The organism is Zwartia lucis, assembly GCF_965234455.1.
Taxonomy (GTDB): domain Bacteria; phylum Pseudomonadota; class Gammaproteobacteria; order Burkholderiales; family Burkholderiaceae_B; genus Zwartia; species Zwartia lucis.
The window spans coordinates 288,545-308,698 of sequence record NZ_OZ248474.1; the positions used below are offsets into that span (position 1 = coordinate 288,545).

Consider the following 20,154-nt stretch of genomic DNA (forward strand, 5'->3'; position numbering starts at 1 on the left):
CCCTCCACGAGGCGAGACTTATGAGTCCAAGCCAATTCCTTTTCCGCTCAGGACGACTCCACGCATACGGTTGTCTCTTTCTGTTGAACCTGCTCCGCTTAAACCGCGCGCCACACCCTCGCGATCCGCAGCATCCCGATTTTGGCTCACTTTCCATTTGGCCTGAATGCGCGTGATCGTAAGCTCAATACCGACGATCGCATTAAGCATTTTTTCAATGTACTCCGCGGGTGCATCAGAGATCTGCCAAGAGCTATTGCGCATTTTTTCCATCGAGGCAGTGAGGTCCCCGACGATTCTTCGCTTGACCGCCTCGTCGTGCGTGATGGAGAGTTGGCCATAAACATGCACAACAGCGTAGTTGTACGTGGGTACGACCTGATGATGGACTTGCTTGGATGGATACCAGTTCGGGGTGATGTAGGACTCAGGCCCCTGAAAAATCACCAAGGTCTCCTGCGTGGCGACCTTGTGCTTCCAAACGGGGTTTCCTTTGGCGACATGGCCGATGAGTTTGCCGCCTGCGGCAAGTGGGCCTTCAATTAAAAATGGAATGTGGTTCGCTTCGAGTACGCCTTCGTGTTGCGTCACAAGTGCGCCGAGTGGATAAGCCTTGAGTAAAGACGTTAAAGACTCAAGATCTTGTTGTTCAAAGTGTTTGGGTAAATACATGTTTAGCCGCCTGCGATCGCATCACCATAAGGCGACATGATTTCTGTGCAACCCATATTCATGTCTCCACTGCGCATGACGCCTGCCGGGCAAGCAAAGGAATAAGGATAAATGTTACGACGTGTTTGAATGACTGGCATTTCTTTTTCGAGTGCGGAAATCACGTCGGCGGGCAGTGTTTGATCAGCAGTGATTTTCCCGCTGCCACTGACATCGATACGCGGGGTATGGAAGGCCTCCTCAAGGTCGAGACCATGATCCATCATGAACGAGCTCAACTGCATGACGGCACCAAGAATTTTACGACCTCCTGAAGCACCTATCGCAAAACGGCGACCTTGCGCATCCTCGCCAATGACAGGAGAGTAGTTTGCCAAGCAACGCTTGTTAGGTCCGAGTGAGTTGGGCTTGCCGGGTTCGGGATCGAACCACATGATGCCGTTATTAAGCAACATCCCTGTGGAGGGTGACACGACACGCGAACCGAAAATAGAGAGCAAGGTTTGGGTCACGGCACACATGTTGCCCTCACGGTCGACCACGCTAAAGTGGGTTGTCGATCCGGGTGCTTTCGGCGACTCGTGGTCGCCCATATTTTCAAAACGTAGTTTGAAGGCGGCATCGAGTGCGCGGGCAAAGCCGGCGTAGGTTGCCGCATCGGGTTTGCCTTTTGTCGGTGACAACTCCCGCGCGAGTATTTCCAAGGCTTTTCCAAAAGTTGGACCGCCTGTCAGGCCAGGCGTTGCATACACGCGACCGCCGCGATAGTTGATCGTCAGTGGCTCGACAATCGATGCTTGATAGTCGTGCAAGTCTTGTACGCTCAGACAGCCACCTTTAGCCCGTACATCTTTTGCAAGTTGTGCTGCGATGTCACCTTTATAAAAAGCGTCCGCACCGCCTTCGGCGATTTGCAAGAGTGTTTGCGCGAAAGCTTTTTGATTCAAATGCTTTTCGGTCAGCGAGGTCCATTCGCCGGCGATTGGCCAGTGCCCATCATCTAGGAACATCTTGGCGGTGTCAGGATCTTTGCTGAGCACGCGCGCATTGGCCGCGGTCACAAGCGTTGTGTACCAGTCAACCAATAAGCCCGCATCGGCGAGTTTGGCGGCAGGAGTGACGAGGTCTTTCCAAGGCATACGTCCAAAATGTGTGTGGGCGAGATCCATGCCGGCGACCGCGCCTGGCACAGCGACTGCGGTTGCACCCATGACGTTGCGATCTTCGACAACAGAAGGCCAGGGAAATAAATCGGAGGACTTGCCTGCCCCACTCAGCGGGTAGTCCGCTGGATTGAGCTCACGCGGTGATTTACAGCCAAAATCAATGACGTACGCTTTGCCTTCCTTGGCGCGCCACAACACCATGGTGCCGCCCGCGGCAGGGCCGCTCATCCAGGGCTCAACAACGCCAATCGCAAAGGAGGTTGCGATGGCGGCATCGACCGCATCACCGCCCGCATCGAGGATCGCGGCGCCGACTTCGGCCGCTCGCCGGTGCTGTGCAGCGACAACGCCCGCCTTGGTAGCGACAACAGTTTTACGCACAGTTTGCGAGCTGGAAAAATTTTCAAGCATGATTTAGCCGTTTTGTTTGACGTAGCGGACAATGTCAGCGTGGGTAGCGAACCAAATATCTGGCAGGCTTCGCATATAGCGTGCAAGTTCCTCTAGGATCCAAATGCGCGATCTGTAACCAATCACATGAGGATGCATGGTGAGTTGAAATAAACCACCCTCTTCGTAAGCGACATCGAACTCTTTTTTGAAAATATCAAAAACGTCTGAAGGCGGAGTATAGGGTCTAAGTCCAGAAAATCGGTTCATGCCAAAATACACTGCATCATCACGAATCCACTCAACAGGTAACTCTACAACGCCGGTTTCTTTGCCGTCGAGGAGTAGTTCGTAGCAGTCCACATCTGCCATGAGTGATGAGTCATAGATCAAACCCATATCGCGAGTCAGCACTAAAGTGTTCGGGCTGAAATCCCAAGACGGTGTGCGCATACCAACAGGTCGGACACCAGAAATTTTTTCCAACACATCTGCGCTGCGTAGCATCAAATCTTTTTCGGCTTCATAGGGCAGAACAGAGTTGCGTTCGTGAATCCACCCGTGAATACCGATTTCGTGTCCTTGCTCAGCTAAGTCACGTTGTTCGTTTGGATAAAGGAGAGCGGTGACGGCAGGCACATAAAAACTGGCTTTTATGTCATATCGCTGAAGAATATTGACAATCCTAGGGACGCCTTGACGATTGCCGTACTGACCTTGTGAAAGTTTTCCAATTGACTCTCCCCCTTCTCTTAATTCGTTCGTCTCGTGATCCGAGTCAAAGGAAAGTGCAACGGCGCAGCGTGCGCCATTGGGCCAAACTTTCGGTCGCAGCGTACGTCCTGCGCGAACGCGCTCAACAATTGCACGCCAATGGGGTTCTGGCCATTGCCAGGGTTCTAGTTGTTGTGAAGTCATTTCTTTGCACCCGCATTCACGTTGCGCGCGATTTGCTGTGCTGAGATGGCTTCTTTTGCAACAAAATTAGCGAAATCAGCAGGTTTCATCCCAACGCCCTCAAGCCCGAGAGTATCGAATTGTTTCATGACATCAGGGTCTGCCAATGTTTTTCCAATGCTTTCATACACACGCGCGACGATGGGAGAGGGAACACCTGCGGGCATCCAAAGACCAAACCAGTTGACGACGTCATATCCATTGAGCCCTTGTTCTTGAAGTGTTGGTACGTCGGGCATGCCTTTCCATCGCTTGGAGCCTGTGATGGCAAGCGCTCGCAGCTTTCCACTTTTAACGTGTTGCAACGCAATCTGAGTGCCCACAAAGAACATGTCGACACGTCCTGCCATCAAGTCATTGGTCGCCTCTGCAACGCCTTTATACGGAACTGGCAAGATGTCTGTTCCCGTCATGGTTTTCATGACCTCGGCCGGAATGTGACTCGCTGTTCCAAGGCCTGCATGCGCATAAGTCAGTTTGCCAGGGTCTTTTTTGGCAAGTGCAACTAACTCTTTTAGATTCTTGGCAGGAAAGTCTGCGGGAACAACCAACACTTGACCAAAGTTTTGCGTAACTAAGGAAACGTGAGTGAAATCTTTCACCACATCGTAGGTCACGTTCTCGTTAAAAGGAGGAATATTCGTGTGCGATGCGGTTGTAAACAGCCACGTATAACCATCCGGAGGAAGTTTCGCGACATAAGCGGTTCCAACCAGACCACCTGCACCAAGTCGGTTTTCAACAATGATTGACTGACCAAGAGAAGCTGATAATTTTGGTGCGAGCATTCGCATAATTAAATCTGGTGGTCCTCCCGGTGGTGATGGAACCACAACCCGAATCGGTTTGGTTGGGTAAGCTGAGGCCGCACTAGCGGAGGACGTGTTCTGAGAGATGGCGGGTGTCGATACTGTCAAAAACAATCCAATCGCTGTTGCGCGAAGAATGTTTTTAAATGACGTTGAAATGCGTGCGTCAACATCGACCATATTCTTTAACATTTTCATGATAGTGTCCTGTCGGAAGATTCGGTGCGATTTATTAAAGTGCAATGGTGGTGTTTGTCGCAGATGACTTGATGATGGCTTCGAGTACAGCAGCATTCAAAACAGCGTCACCTTCTGGCGTCACGAGGGAAGTTTTGTTTTTGATACAAGCAGCAAAGTGCTCGAGCTCGGCCCGCTCAGTGCTCGTAACCGGAAAACTTGTTGTGACGGGCTTTTGTTTATTGGTCACATTATTGCGATCAATCATACAGACCGTAAGATCCCAGGTGTGTAGATGTTCAATATCGCCGACTTGAACCCAGCCATTCGAGCCAAAGATCTGCATTCTCCAGGTCTCTGCTGTCGCGATGACAGTTCCGAGATAACCTGTGGTGCCTCCAGCAAAATGAAGCAACATTGACGTCGTGTCATCTGATCCGAAGTCTTGCGCAATTCGATAGCTTTGGGCCGTCACGCGATCGATTGGCCCGGCAAGATACATCATGGCATCAATCACATGCACACCGCGTCCTGTCATGCCCCCAGCGGGAGACTCGTCACCTTCATGGCGCCAGTGGCCACGAGGAAATCTGTATGCGCTTGGTCCGCAGAAATTGCCTTCAATATGCAAGAGCTTTCCAAGTCGTCCATCGTCAAGCATGCGACGAATTTCTTGAAGAGCGGGTTGAAAGCGCCAGTTATAACCGACACCTAAAACAATATTATTTTTAGCCGCTGCATCGGCCGCCCGCTTAGTACTTGCATGATCTAAACCAAGTGGTTTTTCGCAAAATACATGTTTGCCAGCGTTTGCTGCTGCAACAATTTGCTCGGTGTGCATCGAATGCGGCGTTGCGAGAACGACAGCATCAATGGTCGGATCGGCCAAGATTGCTTCATAGCTATCAGTCATCCGAATATGATGTTTTGTTGCAAACTCTTGGGCTTTAGCTGGCGTGCGCGTAGATCCGGCAACAAACTTAATGTCCTGACTCAGACCCTGTACGCTTTTTACAAGATTCTGTCCCCAAGTACCCATGCCGATGATTGCTGCGTTGATCATTTATTCTTTCTCCAACATATGGAATGTTATTGCCAAAAAAAGCGGATAGGTGACAATAAAGAATAAATGTGGTTTGATCAAGCGCAATGAATCATACAACCTTAGAGGACTGTCATGCGCTTGCGAAACTTTTTTAGTCGTGTGTTGCCACTAATAACAATTGCGCTGCTGAGTTTCGCGGCTAACGCTCAAAATTGGCCAACTAAATCCATTCGGTTAGTGATTCCATTTGCACCAGGTGGTGGAACGGACATTTTGGCTCGCGTCATTGCACCCAGGCTGTCAGAAATCTTAGGGCAGTCAATTGTTGTGGATAACAAGCCCGGGGCTTCAAGCATCATTGGTTCTCAAATAGTGGCTCAAGCCCCCGCAGATGGCTACACCTTGATGATGGTGGATTCTTCAATTTTGGTGAATCCAGGTTTGCGTAACAATCTTCCCTACGACACGTTAAAGGCCTTTACCCCCATTAGTCACTTGGCAGAGGGGCCCGTTATTCTTGTTGTTCATCCTGCTGTGCCCGCACAAACAATATCTGAGCTCGTCGCATTAGCAAAGGCTAAGCCGGGCGAGTTGTTTTATGGGTCAGGAGGAAATGGGGCCTCCACCCACCTCGCGGGCGAGCTTTTTAAAATGGCGGCTGGTGTCAATATTGGTCACGCGCCCTTTAAAGGAACTGGCGAAGCAATGGCCGCAGTGATGGCGGGACAAGTGCCGATGACGTTTACGGGTATTAGTTCAGCTAAACAACCTGTGGATGCGGGAAGGTTGCGTGCACTGGCTTTAACGGGAGACCGTCGTCACCCAGCCATGCCAGAGGTGCCAACGTTTGCAGAGGCCGGAATCAAGGGCGTGGATGCGAGTAGTCATTGGGGGCTGTTGGGTCCTGCAGGCATGCCGGCGGATATTGTTGAAAAGTTAAGTAGTGCGGTGAATAAAGTGCTCGCAGAAACGGCTGTGCAGTCACGCGTTGCGGGATTGGGCTTTGATGTCAAAGGTGGAAAGCCAAGTGATTATGCAGCGCTTATGCAAGTCGAGATCGAAAAGTGGCGCAAAGTCATTCAGACCGCGGGCATTAACATCAATTAAATAAGGAAGACTGATGCAGCATGCGATGACGCGGGATGGATTAAAGCTCGCCTATTACGTGGATGACTTTACTGATCCATGGACCAAGCCTGAGACCGTATTTTTACTGCATGCCGCGATGGGTAATTCGCAGCGTTGGTTTAGTTGGGTGCCAAAGCTCGCGCGTCACTATCGAGTCATTCGCATGGATTTGCGCGGGCATGGACAGTCCTCGATTCCTGGCCCAGAGCAAGACTTTTCGCTTCAACAGCTTGTCGATGATGCAGCCGCTTTGATGGATCAACTCGGTATCGACAAGGCACATATTGTTGGCAATTCAGCGGGAGGTTATGTTGCGCAACAGCTGACATTGCAGCATCCTAAGCGAGTAAAAACTTTATCGCTTTATGGGGCAACGCCAGGACTTAAACACAGTCATGCTCCAACATGGATTCCTAAAATTAAAGAAATTGGATTGAAAAAGTTTTTATCGGATACGATTTATGAGCGCTTCGACGATACTGCTGATCCGGCGCTAGTCTCTTGGTTCATTGAGCAAGCCGGCTCGAACGATCCGACTTTTATTGCTCGCTTTGTTCTTCATATGTGCACGCATGATTTTATGGAAGAGCTTACTGGCATTCAATGTCCGACATTGATTGTTGCTGCCGGGAAAGAATCCATCGGTCATGCAGACGCATATGAAGAAATGCACAAGCGGATAAAAGACTCAGAGCTTGTGTATGTTGATACTGCGGGACACAATATCTGCGATGGTTATGCCGCACACTGTTCAGAGCTATTGTTAAGTTTTTTAGCGCGTCATACTGAATGATTGAGCGTTAATGACTGAGTGTTAATGACTGAGCGGTCAGCCATGTCAACAATTTCGCTGTAAAAATATTTGTTCGGGTAACGGGGAAAAAATGTCCGCCATGCTCAAACAAATGCAGATCTGCATGATTGAGCATGGTGGCTAGCTCTTCTTGTAAAAACGAAGGAACGATTAAGTCGTCTCGTGCACCCACGACAAGCTTTGGGACAGTGATTCGATGCACCTCAGCGCTCCGATCAAAGGCCATCAGCGCATCCAATCGTTCAGAAATAATGTGTTGTGCCTCGTGGGTGACGGGCGCGTTTGCACGCGCGTTTTCTAATACGCTCCAGTTGTGGTTGAGCCAATCTGCATCGTGCCCCATAAAGACTGACGAACAGGCATAACCGACAGGATCTTTAAAGAGCATCTCACGACGCGTCGCAAAGAGCTCCTGTCTGTGACGATTGGGTTTGCCCCAGGTCGCGCTAAAGATACAGGCACGCACGCGCGCGGGTGCGAGTAGGGCCATCGTTTGCGCGATACAGCCTCCGGTGGAGTGTCCCACGACGATTGCTTGAGCCACTCCGCAATGATCCAGCACGGCAATACAGTCTTGGGCGAGTTGATCAATGGTACACGGTGCTGTGCCGCGAGAGCTTTTGGCGATCCCGCGCTGGTCAAGCCGAATGACGCGGTAGTGTGCCGCTAGTGCAGGCACACAAGGATTCCAAAAATTTGCTGTGCCACCTAAGCCGCTGATGAGTAAAAGCGCGGGCCCAGTTCCGTCATCAAGAACATTTAAACAAGCAGCATCGGAAAGTGCCACTGTTCGGCTTCGAGTAGAGCTCATTGGAGTTGACATGGTGTGCGCTTTAAAAATCACCTATGCTGCGTAGTATCGTGTAAACACTCGCACTTGCCAACTCAGGATTGAACATGACACAGAAATATCTACTGTTGCAGCGCAGCGATGAGTGACGGCAACCAGATTATTATCCCACCCTCGTTTGTCGCGCTCTTCGTTGAACCAGGACGCAGCAAACCGAGTGCCACGCGAGAGCACATCTATGAACGATACGATTTATGTGAGGATTTGGCCAATCTGTTGACGGAGCAGGCGACGAACAAGCTGTGGGAGCTTGGTATCACCGAAGCCGACGTTCTAGAAAGAATCCACCAAGGGCTTGGGGATGTGGATATTGGTTTGTCAGCGGCTCAAGCGCAGTGGGTGATCTCGCGGCTTGCGGAGATCCTTGGCTGGCAGGAGATGTACCCGCCGAGCCAAGGCGAAGTTCGTCAAAAACCTTAAGCGTTGTTTTCTTCTTGGTAACGTTTGATGCCTCTCAAGATTTCTTGATGAGCTCCATCTATGCCGCCCCAGCCTTTGACCTTGACCCACTTACCATTTTCAAGATCTTTGTAATGCTCAAAAAAGTGCTGAATGGCGTTCAGGCGCATGGGATGGATGTCTGACGCTTGTTTCCAGTGGCTGTATATCGGGAGGATCTTGTCTTCGGGAACGGCTAGGAGCTTAGCGTCTTCACCGCCTTCGTCTTCCATATTGAGGATGCCCAAGGCGCGGCAACGCACGATTACACCAGGGATAACGGGAAAGGGAGTGATGACTAAAACGTCTACCGGATCACCATCACCTGCGATGGTTTTGGGGATATAACCATAGTTGCAGGGGTAGTGCATCGATGTGCCCATAAAGCGATCGACAAATAACTCACCAGACTCCTTGTCCACCTCGTACTTAATCGGGTCAGCATTCATTGAGATTTCAATGATGACGTTAAATGACTCGGGAATGTTCTTGCCCGAGCTGACTTTGTCGAGACTCATTATGACTCCGTAGAAACAAGGTGAATTAGTAAATACCCTAATCTTAACAAAAATAGATAAAATCACCCTTGTTCGTCGTATTCTGATGAATGTTAGACATACTTGCTTTATGTTTATGACGACTTGGTGCGCAAGTCTCCCGTGGAGGAGCGCTCTATATCAATAAAAAGAGACAAATCCTTAATGCCTTAATGGAGTTCATCGAATGAGTAACGTCACACTGGGCCTTTACTTTGCCCTCGGCTGCGGAGTGCTAGCAGTTTTATATGGTTTTTTTGTTCGTTCCTGGATCCTACAGCAAGCCACAGGAAATGCACGCATGGTCGAAATCGCGGAGGCGATTCAGCAAGGGGCAAGCGCGTATCTCTCAAGGCAATACAAAACGATCGCGATCGTTGGAGTGGTACTAACAATCCTAATCGCAATCTTTATCGATAACCTGACCGCTGTAGGGTTTGTGATCGGAGCTGTGTTGTCAGGGGCCTGCGGTTTTATAGGGATGAATGTCTCCGTTCGGGCGAATGTACGAACAGCCGAGGCGGCGACGAAGGGCATGAACGAGGCGCTCAATGTTGCTTTTAAGGGCGGTGCGATTACCGGCATGCTAGTTGTGGGACTTGGAATGTTGGGTGTCGGTTTGTTTTATCTCTATTTGCATACAACCGGCAAAGAACAAAGCATGTCTGCCATTCTCCACCCTCTGATCGGGCTTGCGTTTGGCTCTTCATTGATTTCGATTTTCGCTCGGCTAGGTGGGGGTATTTTCACCAAAGGCGCAGACGTGGGTGCTGATCTGGTCGGAAAAGTCGAGGCAGGCATTCCCGAGGACGACCCTCGAAATCCTGCGGTGATCGCAGATAACGTTGGTGATAATGTTGGTGATTGCGCGGGTATGGCTGCCGATCTCTTTGAAACCTATGCGGTGACCTTAATCGCGACGATGGTGCTAGGCGCCATGATGATCAAGGTTGCCACTGTAGAGGCCGTAGTGTATCCCCTGGTGTTGGGTGGGATATCCATCATCGCATCGATTATCGGCTGCTCTTTTGTTAAAGCCACTCCGGGCATGAAAAATGTGATGCCGGCGCTCTACAAGGGTCTAGTCATTGCAGGTGTCATTTCACTGGTCGCGTTTTATTTCGCAACCAACTGGATGTTGCCCGACAATATCCTGATGGATGTTGGTTTTGCCACGGGTGGAAAACTACGGCTTTTTGGTGCGACCGTTGTGGGCCTCGCGCTGACAGCGTTGCTAGTGTGGATCACGGAGTATTACACCGGAACTGACTATGCGCCGGTCAAGCATATCGCTAAAGCATCAACTCAGGGTCACGGCACGAACATGATCGCTGGTCTCGGCGTTTCGATGCGTTCGACCGCTTGGCCTGTTTTGTTTGTCTGTGGGGCCATCTACTCGGCCTATTGGCTGGGAGGCATATATGGCATCGCGATCGCAGCGACGTCTATGCTCTCGATGGCTGGCATTGTGGTGGCACTTGATGCTTATGGTCCGATTACGGATAACGCAGGTGGTATCGCGGAGATGGCGGGACTTCCACAGTCAGTGCGCGACATTACAGATCCGTTGGATGCTGTAGGCAATACGACAAAGGCGGTGACAAAAGGCTATGCCATCGGTTCTGCAGGGTTAGCGGCGCTTGTCTTGTTCGCTGACTATACACACGCACTTGAGGCCAAAGGTCTGAATGTGACGTTTGATTTGTCAGACCATCGTGTGATCATCGGCCTATTCATCGGCGGATTGATTCCGTATTTGTTCGGAGCGATGGCGATGGAGGCGGTCGGACGTTGCGCAGGTTCAGTTGTTGACGAGGTGCGCCGTCAGTTTCGCGATATCAAAGGCATTATGGAAGGCACTGCCAAGCCAGAGTACGACAAGGCGGTTGATATGCTGACGACAGCAGCAATTAAAGAAATGATCATCCCCTCTTTATTGCCGGTTGTCGCGCCGATTGCGGTTGGTTTGATACTTGGGCCAGAAGCCTTGGGCGGATTGTTGATGGGCACGATCGTCACAGGTCTGTTTGTCGCAATATCAATGTGTACTGGCGGAGGCGCTTGGGATAACGCCAAAAAGTACATCGAAGAAGGTCACTATGGAGGTAAAGGCTCGGAGACGCACAAGGCCGCGATTACTGGTGACACGGTTGGAGATCCATACAAAGACACTGCAGGACCAGCGATTAATCCTCTTATTAAAATCATCAATATCGTTGCTTTGTTGATTGTTCCGTTAATGATTTAAATCTGTTTGTATTAGAACTAAATCTTTAGTGTGGCTTTGTAGATTTAATCGGGGTGGGCTTGTCGAACAAGACGCCTCGATAAAGAAAATGTCCACGTTAAAACAGACGCGCATATTTCGCGTCTGTTTTTATTTATGGCCATCTAAAAAATTACAACTCAATACAGGTTGAAATCTCGCATGAGAAGTTTCAATAGTACGCGGACATTTATTTTCTTTATCATTTCTCTTTTTATTTCAATCCCAAGCGCATGGGGGTTGAGTGTTGGTGAGCATCTCAATGTTGACAAGCTCCTGACCGTGGAGGGACGGCTACTTGCTGCGTCCGACCTCAAAGGGAAATATTTAGTCGTACAAGTCTGGGCGACCTGGTGCCCGTATTGTCACCGTCAAAATGCCAATCTAAAAGAACTTGTACGACGCACACAGGGTGGCAATCTACTGGTCATTGGTCTGTCGGTCGACAAGAAGGAAGAGACTGTCCAGAACTATGTGAAAAAAAACGAGATTAATTTTCCTGTCGCGATGATGACGCCCGAGCTGGATCAGGCGATCGGCAAGCGCCGTGGCATCCCTGAGCTTTATGTGATTGATCCCTCAGGTCGTGTCTTGCAGAAAGATTTCGGTCAGATGGTGGATCTCGATGTATTTGAGCTCGCGCGCTTTAACCGTCGCTGAGCGTATTACTCGTTCTGAATAGAAAGATAAATGTTGTAGGCATTCATACGATTTGCAGCTTTGAATAGAGGGATCTTTTCATAGTGTGACCAATCGGTCGTGGCATACGCTTCGTCAAAAGGCTCAAGGTCTCGGGCGGCTTGCTCCATGGCCTTTCGGACAAAACTCAGATAGTCCCGGATGAATTGCAAGTCTTCTTTTGTCGACGTCGAAGAGGGTCCATGTCCAGGCACAATCACGTGGGCTTGACGCGCTAATAATTTGTCCAAAGATTTGATCCAGCCCAGACTATCCGCATTACCAACATAAGGGATGCGACCTCGAAAAACCAGGTCACCTGCGAAAAGGACGCCCTCGGAAGGGAAATATATCGCTAGATCATCGGGCGTATGCGCAGGACCCATTTTGATCAACTCTACGTCAAGTCCACTAAGTGACAGGCGTGTATCTTTGTGAATCCACTTTGAAGCGGGCACCAGGCGTGTGTCAGCGTTGACCCAAGGGGCAAGCTCAGTGCGAGAGGCTTGAAGACGGAGTTGAGCTGTATCTGAACTTAAGTATTCTTTCGCGCTTTCTTGTGCGATGATGGTCGCGCCAATATCGATGAAGCTTTGTAAGCCGTAAATATGGTCAGCGTGATAGTGTGTCACGATGACAAACTGAATGGGCTTCTCAGTGAGCTTGCGAATTTCATCGATCAATTGTTTGCCAAGAGCGGGTGAGCCTAAGGCATCAATCACGATGACGCCCGTCGGCCCAATCACGACCCCGGCATTTGAAATAAAATTTTTGTTTAGAGGTGAACCAAGCGCTGAAGTCCCTTCGGCGTAATAAGCATTTTTGCTGACGGGAGTAAGCGTCAGCACGCGCTCAGTCGCGTGACCGCCCACACTCAGCAGCATCAAGCTGAGAATCAGCGTGATGCTACGCAAAGACTTAAGCAAGGCGCTCAACGTTATGGTTTGATGTAAGCAAACTTTTGTTGCGCTTGAAGATCAGCTAGTCGAGCGACCCCCGAGGGCGTGAATGTTGCCTCAAGTACAAACTGATCTTTTTTAAGGTTTCTATTTTTGAGTGTGATCTCGCACACCTCAAACACCACACCGCGAGAAACGAGTGCGGAGACGAGTGGCGCGTATTCTGCTTTAGATTTTTTGTCTTGTGCGCCATCCATGACGAGATCTACACCATTGGCGTGCATCACGACCGTAATTTTGGTGTTGGGGGCGACATCAAGGTGATTGCGAATATTTCTGAGGCCTTTGAGTCCTTGTGTTTCGGCATCATCGACGTGGTAGACAACTTTGTTGCCTTGTTGAGGAGCCGCTTGCTGAGCTGCAACGGGTAAAGATGCAACACCTAAACTCAGGCTGAGGCATAAGGCCGAAATGAATGATTTCATGATTTATCCTGCCATTCCCGGGTTGTTGGTTGCGCCTTTAATAACAGGCATATTAGGTGCTTTTGCTCCGACTTTTTTAATTTGTCGGAGATATGTCGCCATGACATCCCAGATGGGTTCACCGCCAGCGTCACGTGCGGCCTCAGAAACGGGCGCCCAGCCGGCGACCTTGTATGATTTTGAGGCCTCGATGGGCTTGTCACCGATGCGCATGTTTGAAATCCGGTTGCCAGCAGAGGCGGTGGGATCAATGGTGTATTGCATGCCACCCACGCGCACCATGTCTCCGCCTTGCTGATAGTAGGGGTCGGGATTAAAGAGGTTGTCAGCGACATCTTCGAGCACCGTCTTGATCATCTCTCCGCTCATGGGTGCCATCGTTGTGTAGGGATAGGTGATGGCAGTCTGATCAAGCAAGTGCTCCATCGTGATGTCCTGACCGGGCAACAGCGATGTGCCCCATCTGAAGCCAGGCGAGAAAGCGATCTCCGCGCCTTTCATCTGGATCAAACCATCCACAATTAATTGATCGAAGGTACCGTTGAAATTGCCGCGACGATATAGGGTGCCCTCAGTAGTCGCAAGTTTTTCGTTGAGCTTGGCTTCGTAAGGTGCGCGGATTTTGGTAATGAGTGCATCCATCGACTTATCCGCAGGGATGAGATCTGCGAATACAGGTAAGAGGCGATATCTGAAGTCAGAGACTTTGCCGTTTTTGACATCGAAATCGAGCACGCCCAAAAACTTGCTGTTCGAGCCCGCGTTGGTGACGAGCGTGACGCCACCTGGATTAGTGACCTTAACGGGGGCAGGTACGCCATCATGTGTGTGACCTCCCATAATGGCGTCAATCCCGCGCACGCGACTGGCCATCTTGAGGTCGACGTCCATGCCATTGTGAGACAACACCACCACAACTTGCGCCCCTTTGGAGCGCGCAAGGTTGACGTTCTTTTGCATGTTCTCTTCGTCGATGCCAAAGGACCAGTTTTCCATCAGATAACGAGGATTAGCAATCGGCGTGTAGGGGAAAGCTTGTCCGATGATTGCGACAGAAACTCCATTCATTTCACGCATGACAAAGGCATCAAAGACGGGATCTTCAAAATCCGTTGTCTTGATGTTTTGTGCGACAAAATTGACTTTGCCGGCGAAGTCTTTTTCGATGATTTCTTTGACACGCTCTTCGCCGAGTGTCATTTCCCAGTGAGCGGTCATGATGTCAACACCAAGAACCAGACAGGCGTCCACCATGTCTTGACCTTTGGTCCAGAGGGCAGTGCCAGACCCTTGCCAAGTATCGCCGCCATCCAATAGAAGAGCGCCGGGACGACTTGCGCGCACTTGTTTGACTAGCGTCGCCAAATGCGCAAAACCACCAACTTTGCCGTATTGCAACGCGGCTTTGTCAAAGTCGAGATAGGTCAAGGCATGGGCCTCACGCGTACCAGGCGCAATGCCATAGAACTTGAGGAAAGCATCGCCCACCAAATGTGGAGACTTACCAAACTGCGAGCCAAAACCTAAATTGACGTTGGGTTCGCGAAAGTAAATGGGTTTGAGTTGAGCATGACAGTCCGTAAAGTGCATCAAATGCACATTGCCGAATGTTGGCAAGTCATACAAAGACGATGCCGCCTGTGCACGACTTGCGCCTGATCCGAGCGAGAGACCCGCAGCAGATGCGATGGCCATTAGTTGGACAAATTCACGACGACTCATACCCATGTTGTGCTTCCTTACAGCTTGATGCTTTGATTCAAAGAATTTATTTGTTAACAGGAGAGGCTGGGTCCAACAACAAGGCCATCACGTCTTTCATTTGTTGTTCCGTCAACAGATCAAAGTGCGCCATGCGGGGCATATTGCTGCAAGCGTTGTAGGCTTTGGAGTTACTGATACGGTTCCAGGTATAAACCAAGATAGGTTCGCTGTTACCGCGCATTTTTCCGTAGTTCAGCAAGGAAGGACCGATCGTGCCGTAGGAAATTTCTTCTTTGGTGATTTGGTGGCAGTTGTAGCAACCTCCGCCGTTCACGGTTTTGAGCGTGTCGCTCCAGGTTGCGCCTCGACCACTTTGTGCGACGATTTCACCTGCCTTCCAGTCCCCCAGATACTTTCCATCCGAAGGCGGCTTGATGGCGGCAAGTGCCGCTTTTTGAAGTGCTTCGGCTTTCTTTTGACCCTCGGCGCTGGCGCGGAATTTTTCGTTCGAGCACAAGATTTGGAAGTCATCTTGTTTAATGCGATCTAATTTTGCGATTCCCTGCTCGCGGAAACTGCGCTCCATCATCGCTTGCACAGCAGGATCCACTTGCTGTGCAAAACTTGCTTGTCCTGCAGCTAGCATTAGTAGAGTTGTCGAGAGGCAAAGCCCGATTTTTTTCAGTGTTGTTTTCATGTGTGTGCTCCCTCGATTAGCGCTTCAAACCAGGTGTCTGGATGGTTCCGCCATTGGCTTTGTTTGCCATGAAGACAGACAACGCGACGGTGACGTCGGAGCCATAGATCGGAAACGGCATACGCTGCTGACGATAGCAGTCGTTGAGGCGTCGCTGCATGGTCCAAAATGTTCCGCTAGAAACACGGTAAGCAGGCCATGAACCCCAACCCTCTGCTGCGCCCTTTTGAGTTGTTAGATTTGGTAAGTCTTGCATACGAATACGCTTGTTATCGACTGCATGGCAAGAGGCGCAAGAAAAGTCCAGCGGTCCGCCTTGGAGATAAAAAATCTTTTCACCTAAAGCCAACATTTCTTTTTCTTTCGGATGCGTCGCAGACACGTTGACTTTCATGTCTTTAGACTGCGTGACAATGTAAGCAACGACGGCTTCTAGATCTTTTCGGATGCCTTTTTCAAAAGAGCCTTTCACGATATCTGCCTCGAGGATGCCTTGCAGCGTGCTCATGCAAGTCATCAAACGAGACTCTAAGTCCTGAACACGGTCGGTATCTTTAAAGTAGCGAGGTAGTTGAGCAGATGCACCCTTCACCACACCAGACCCAAGGCCTAAGTCGCACTTTTCGAGACTGGCTTTTTTAGGTCCGGCGGGTTTGGTCCAAAGCTCTTCTCCCTCAGCTTCATAGAGCTCGGAGGGGTTGCCGTCTGCAAGCATGCGGCGATACTCTGCGAGCTGATCTGATGCGGATTGAGCGGATGCGATCGATGTAGTCCCGATCAGGCCAGCGAGTAGCCCTGCAAAAATGTACCGTTTCATGGAATGTCTCCTGATAGTCAGTTCAAATAGGTTCGCTGTACGCGAGCCATTCGATGCAGACTTAATTATTATTTGATGTCGGTTTTATCGGTGCGCGTTTCACCCTTGTTATCGACCCAAGTGACAGTCATCGAGTCGCCTTTTTTGGCTGATCCTTTGAGCTTGAAGTGCAAGAAAGGATCTTTTGAGACTGCAGGGCCAAACTGAGCAGCATAGACAATTTTGTCGTCAACCTTGGCTTCAATGGTTGAGATAAACCAAGCGGGAACGAGTTGACCCTCGGGCGTTTTACGTTGTCCTGTTTCCATATCGTGTTTCATCAAAACACGAACGTCGATGATGCCGTCTTTCTCTGTTGCGCGAATGCGCATTGGGCTTGCCATGATTGTTTCTCCTAGACTCTCTGAGCCCTCATACGGGGCGATATCGTTTCAATGAAATGGGGTCGTTCAGGTACGCGTGCGTTGGATTAACCGCCGCATCCACCGAGCGTGACTTTGACTTCTTTTGAAGACATCAACCATTTACCATCAACCTTCGCCAAAGCGTAAACATTCGATGTTTGGCCCATTTTGACGCGTGTTGAAGCAAAGGCATCGGCGCCGGCTGGCACGATAAACATGGCGGCCAAGGCACTTGGATTCTTTTCAACCAAGATCGCCATTTCAGTTGCTTTCAGGTTTGTTTCCACACCGACAGGAACCACAGCGCCGTTTTCGGCGATATCGGGTGCGCGCAGGGTCACGGCATCGGATTGTTGAGGAGCTCCGCCACCAAGTACTTTCACTACATCATCAATGGATTTTGCTTCAAAGGCAGCTTTATTCCATGTGGCTGCTTCTGCTTCAGTCATTAGTCCAGCGCTGGCCATCAAGCCAATCAGAGCGGTCATTTGCAGAAGTCTGCGTCGTTGTACGTTCATAATTTTCCTTTGCGGATAGAAATTTGTAAAAATTATTTTGATTAAGGGCGAATATGTTGAGGCGCTTAAGAGCCTGTCAGCATCCATTGCACTAGACGGTTGATTTCAGCATCTGGAACTTGAGGGTGGGGCGGCATGGGAATCATGCCCCAGGCGCCAGAGCCCCCATTTTTAACTTTAGCACTCAGCTTGGCAAGGACATCTTGGTCTTTATATTTTTTGGCTATATCTGTATTGGATGGACCAACGCCTTTTGCTGCAGGGGCGTGGCAGGCGGCACAGTTGTTCTTTGTAAAAGACTGTTGTATGGCTGCTGTGTCTGCATTCGCGGCAGCAGGCTTAGCTGGGGCTGCCTGATTGGCCGCGGCAGCAGTTTTCACTGTCGTGACGCTCGCGACATAGTTAGCACCTGGAAGTGCTTTGAGAGGCGGTTTCGTCGAGTCTGAGCCGCGATAAGGTCCGAACGTACGATCTTGTTCTGCCAAGTTATTGTGTGCATTGCGTGCGAAATCAGGAAGGGCCGAAGTGATTTTTACTTCGGTCACGCAATTTGTCATGCATGCCGTTGCCTTAACATCAGGTGTGCCGCCGATTGTCCACATGCCGTGTTTGTCTGTCATGCCGTTACGGTTGGGCAACCGTTTTTGTACTTCGGCGATGTTTTTGTCACTGAGAGTAAAGTCTTCCGGTACGATTTCTCCTAGCGCCAACATATAGGCGACCAACGCGTAGGTATCATCTGCAGATAAAGATCGCGGCGCATTCCAAGGCATCGCACGATAGATATAGTCATACAGTGTGGAGACTGTCGGGACTTTCATCATTGTGGTGCGCTGAGGTTGATTCGGTGACGTGAGTGAGGCAACGCGGCCCGTTTCGATGTCTTTGGCGGATGTTCCACCTACGAGAGGCGTGAATACTTCATTGGACTCGCCAAAAGTGCCATGGCAACTGGCACATTGCGCATCCCAAAGCTGTTGGCCTTGGTCTGCCGTGCCCGAGCCTTTAGGTAAACCCTTGAAGTCAGGTCTGACATCAATATCCCAGGCTTTGACTTCCGCAGGTGTTGCCACGCGGCCAATGCCTGCGAATTCAGTCACATTTTGCGCTTGAACCAAGCTGCTTGCTAACACGAGGGCAGCAAGGCTGGTCATCGTTTTAACCAACTTGAACATTGCTGACCTCTCCATTTGTGTCGACTTTCCAAGATTGAATGGCATTGTTGTGATAGATGGATCGCGTGCCGCGCACTTCTCTGAGCATGCGAATCGGGGGTTGTACATAGCCGGTGTCATCAATGGCGCGCGATTGCAAGATTGCCGGCCTGCCATCCCACACCCAGTTGATGTTAAAGCGAGTCAGGGCTTTACTCAGGATAGGGGACTCCATGCGTGCTTCACGCCAGTTGCGACCACCGTCGACAGACACATCGACACGTTTAATTTTTCCGCGTCCCGACCAGGCGATGCCGCTGATGTTGTAAAAACCTGTGGTGAGGAGCTGTTGCCCTCCCGAGGGGGTCGTGATGACAGATTTACACTCTTGAATCGTGGTGTATTGCCGATGCATTCCGTCAGGCATCAGATCAACGTAGTGAATCGCCTCGTCCTTGGCGCCGTAGGGCATATCGCCGACCTCTAAACGACGAAGCCATTTGACAGAGCTCACGCCCTGAACACCCGGAACCACCAGACGCAAGGGATAGCCGTTTTCAGGACGCAACATCTCTCCGTTCATTGCCCAGGCGACGATGACGTCGTCGCGCGCGAGCTCCATTGGAATCGTGCGTGTCATGCCTGAGCCATCACCGCCTTCCGCCAATACATACTTACCTTTGGTGAAGTCTGCCCCGACCATGTCGAGTAAAAGAGACAAGGGGATGCCTGTGAACTCACAACAGGAAATCATGCCATGTGTGTACTGAACGGTGGGAACCGCCACGTTGCCCCACTCCATGCCCGTGTTAGCACCGCACTCAATAAAGTGAATACGCGACACGGAAGGCAGGCGCATCAGATCTTCCATCGTGAAAACCATGTCTTTTTTCACAAGACCATTGATCATCAAACGGTGCAGCGCTGGGTCAATGTCAACCCAACCCTGATGGTGGCGCTCAAAGTGCAAGCCGCTTGGCGTAATCATGCCAAAGAGGCCTTGGAGTGGTGTAAATGAAACAGAGGCCGCAGAAACGCGGGTCAAACCAGGCGACTCCCTGCGCTGCAGATTGGCTTCATATCTTGACGGCATACCGTAGGGTTTGGCGGCGACTGGCTGACCCAGGGTGGTTTGCCAGGGTTGTTTTTGCAAAATGGCTGGATCACCCTCTGAGGCGCGAGCGTGTGTTGCAAGGCTAGTGGTCGCAACACCTGCCGCCATTGCAGCAAAAAAACTATTTCGCAAAAATCCTCGGCGTGTATCGTCCATGCCCTGCTCTGTGAGCGCAGAGGTAAAGTCCCGTGATAAAAAATTTTCGGGTGCTTTTTGGAGCTTTCCGGGTTGGAGCGCTAGGTTTTTCGTATTCGGCATCGTACGTGTTCGCCTGAAACTTTGGTTGGAATATAGGTGTTACCCATAAGCGACATTCTTATATTACTTTGTTATAAACAAAGATCATAAAGTAATAACAGAATACTGAATTTTTACAATTAAATACACTGAGGCATACCCTAATATAGATAGCAAAGATGAGAAGCCGGTATGAACA

The 20,154-nt window shown here is 50.3% G+C and carries 21 protein-coding genes; 5 read left to right on the forward strand and 16 right to left on the reverse strand.

The features are described from left to right. Window positions 1-18 precede the first annotated feature (18 nt). The 5 genes from AC8GE9_RS12110 to AC8GE9_RS12130 are packed head-to-tail and all read right to left on the reverse strand — an operon-like array spanning window position 19 to window position 5,234. Window positions 19-672: an FMN-binding negative transcriptional regulator gene (locus AC8GE9_RS12110; protein WP_506677400.1), complete on the reverse strand. Its 654-nt coding sequence runs from the start codon at window positions 670-672 to the stop codon at window positions 19-21. Window positions 673-674: 2 nt separating this feature from the next. Further along, window positions 675-2,249 carry a gamma-glutamyltransferase family protein gene (locus tag AC8GE9_RS12115; protein WP_506677401.1) on the reverse strand — a complete coding sequence of 525 codons (1,575 nt, stop codon included), beginning with the start codon at window positions 2,247-2,249 and terminating at the stop codon, window positions 675-677. A gap of 3 nt (window positions 2,250-2,252) precedes the next feature. Continuing rightward, on the reverse strand, window positions 2,253-3,146 hold the full coding sequence (locus AC8GE9_RS12120; protein WP_506677402.1) for a polysaccharide deacetylase family protein: 894 nt from the start codon (window positions 3,144-3,146) through the stop codon (window positions 2,253-2,255). Continuing rightward, window positions 3,143-4,192 carry a tripartite tricarboxylate transporter substrate binding protein gene (locus tag AC8GE9_RS12125; protein ID WP_506677403.1) on the reverse strand — a complete coding sequence of 350 codons (1,050 nt, stop codon included), beginning with the start codon at window positions 4,190-4,192 and terminating at the stop codon, window positions 3,143-3,145. The genes AC8GE9_RS12120 and AC8GE9_RS12125 overlap by 4 nt, the downstream gene beginning before the upstream one ends. A 34-nt stretch (window positions 4,193-4,226) precedes the next feature. Continuing rightward, window positions 4,227-5,234 (reverse strand): Gfo/Idh/MocA family protein, encoded by a 1,008-nt coding sequence (locus AC8GE9_RS12130; RefSeq protein WP_506677404.1) that lies wholly within the window; start codon window positions 5,232-5,234, stop codon window positions 4,227-4,229. Window positions 5,235-5,348: 114 nt separating this feature from the next. On the opposite strand from AC8GE9_RS12130, the gene AC8GE9_RS12135 reads away from it, so the two are divergent. Together AC8GE9_RS12135 and AC8GE9_RS12140 are read left to right on the forward strand one after the other, a co-directional pair. Beyond that, complete coding sequence (locus tag AC8GE9_RS12135; protein WP_506677405.1) at window positions 5,349-6,323, forward strand: tripartite tricarboxylate transporter substrate binding protein; 975 nt, start codon at window positions 5,349-5,351, stop codon at window positions 6,321-6,323. A 13-nt stretch (window positions 6,324-6,336) separates the two neighbouring features. After that, window positions 6,337-7,137, forward strand: coding sequence for an alpha/beta fold hydrolase (locus tag AC8GE9_RS12140; RefSeq protein ID WP_506677406.1), 801 nt, complete (start codon window positions 6,337-6,339; stop codon window positions 7,135-7,137). Window positions 7,138-7,144: 7 nt separating this feature from the next. On the opposite strand, the gene AC8GE9_RS12145 is transcribed toward AC8GE9_RS12140, so the two are convergent. Beyond that, window positions 7,145-7,981: an alpha/beta fold hydrolase gene (locus AC8GE9_RS12145; protein ID WP_506677407.1), complete on the reverse strand. Its 837-nt coding sequence runs from the start codon at window positions 7,979-7,981 to the stop codon at window positions 7,145-7,147. A gap of 108 nt (window positions 7,982-8,089) precedes the next feature. Between AC8GE9_RS12145 and AC8GE9_RS12150 the strand changes: the two genes are divergently transcribed. Further along, entirely contained in the window at window positions 8,090-8,428 is a 339-nt protein-coding gene (locus AC8GE9_RS12150; RefSeq protein WP_506677408.1) for an ATPase with chaperone activity, read from the forward strand. On the opposite strand, the gene ppa is transcribed toward AC8GE9_RS12150, so the two are convergent. Next, window positions 8,425-8,964 carry an inorganic diphosphatase gene (gene ppa / locus AC8GE9_RS12155; RefSeq protein ID WP_506677409.1) on the reverse strand — a complete coding sequence of 180 codons (540 nt, stop codon included), beginning with the start codon at window positions 8,962-8,964 and terminating at the stop codon, window positions 8,425-8,427. The genes AC8GE9_RS12150 and ppa overlap by 4 nt on opposite strands. 205 nt (window positions 8,965-9,169) lie before the next feature. Between ppa and AC8GE9_RS12160 the strand changes: the two genes are divergently transcribed. Together AC8GE9_RS12160 and AC8GE9_RS12165 are read left to right on the forward strand one after the other, a co-directional pair. Beyond that, window positions 9,170-11,230, forward strand: a complete 2,061-nt coding sequence (locus AC8GE9_RS12160) for a sodium-translocating pyrophosphatase (protein ID WP_506677410.1) — start codon at window positions 9,170-9,172, stop codon at window positions 11,228-11,230. 180 nt (window positions 11,231-11,410) lie between these two features. Beyond that, window positions 11,411-11,908, forward strand: a complete 498-nt coding sequence (locus AC8GE9_RS12165; RefSeq protein ID WP_506677411.1) for a TlpA family protein disulfide reductase — start codon at window positions 11,411-11,413, stop codon at window positions 11,906-11,908. A gap of 5 nt (window positions 11,909-11,913) precedes the next feature. Here the strand turns inward: AC8GE9_RS12165 and AC8GE9_RS12170 are convergent, their stop codons facing one another. From AC8GE9_RS12170 to soxC, 9 genes are all read right to left on the reverse strand, one after another. Further along, window positions 11,914-12,852 (reverse strand): MBL fold metallo-hydrolase, encoded by a 939-nt coding sequence (locus AC8GE9_RS12170; RefSeq protein WP_506677412.1) that lies wholly within the window; start codon window positions 12,850-12,852, stop codon window positions 11,914-11,916. 11 nt (window positions 12,853-12,863) lie between these two features. Beyond that, window positions 12,864-13,310 (reverse strand): DsrE family protein, encoded by a 447-nt coding sequence (locus AC8GE9_RS12175; RefSeq protein ID WP_506677413.1) that lies wholly within the window; start codon window positions 13,308-13,310, stop codon window positions 12,864-12,866. A 3-nt stretch (window positions 13,311-13,313) separates the two neighbouring features. Further along, on the reverse strand, window positions 13,314-15,032 hold the full coding sequence (soxB, locus tag AC8GE9_RS12180) for a thiosulfohydrolase SoxB (protein ID WP_506677804.1): 1,719 nt from the start codon (window positions 15,030-15,032) through the stop codon (window positions 13,314-13,316). Between the two features lie 46 nt (window positions 15,033-15,078). Beyond that, window positions 15,079-15,711 carry a sulfur oxidation c-type cytochrome SoxX gene (gene soxX, locus AC8GE9_RS12185; protein WP_506677414.1) on the reverse strand — a complete coding sequence of 211 codons (633 nt, stop codon included), beginning with the start codon at window positions 15,709-15,711 and terminating at the stop codon, window positions 15,079-15,081. Between the two features lie 16 nt (window positions 15,712-15,727). After that, window positions 15,728-16,528: a sulfur oxidation c-type cytochrome SoxA gene (gene soxA / locus AC8GE9_RS12190; protein WP_506677415.1), complete on the reverse strand. Its 801-nt coding sequence runs from the start codon at window positions 16,526-16,528 to the stop codon at window positions 15,728-15,730. A gap of 68 nt (window positions 16,529-16,596) precedes the next feature. Beyond that, on the reverse strand, window positions 16,597-16,911 hold the full coding sequence (soxZ, locus tag AC8GE9_RS12195; protein ID WP_506677416.1) for a thiosulfate oxidation carrier complex protein SoxZ: 315 nt from the start codon (window positions 16,909-16,911) through the stop codon (window positions 16,597-16,599). An 86-nt stretch (window positions 16,912-16,997) separates the two neighbouring features. Further along, window positions 16,998-17,450, reverse strand: coding sequence for a thiosulfate oxidation carrier protein SoxY (gene soxY, locus AC8GE9_RS12200; protein WP_506677417.1), 453 nt, complete (start codon window positions 17,448-17,450; stop codon window positions 16,998-17,000). Window positions 17,451-17,515: 65 nt separating this feature from the next. Continuing rightward, entirely contained in the window at window positions 17,516-18,625 is a 1,110-nt protein-coding gene (locus AC8GE9_RS12205; RefSeq protein ID WP_506677418.1) for a c-type cytochrome, read from the reverse strand. After that, window positions 18,609-19,976 carry a sulfite dehydrogenase gene (gene soxC, locus AC8GE9_RS12210; RefSeq protein ID WP_506677419.1) on the reverse strand — a complete coding sequence of 456 codons (1,368 nt, stop codon included), beginning with the start codon at window positions 19,974-19,976 and terminating at the stop codon, window positions 18,609-18,611. Before soxC ends, AC8GE9_RS12205 begins: the two co-directional genes overlap by 17 nt. Window positions 19,977-20,154 lie beyond the last annotated feature (178 nt).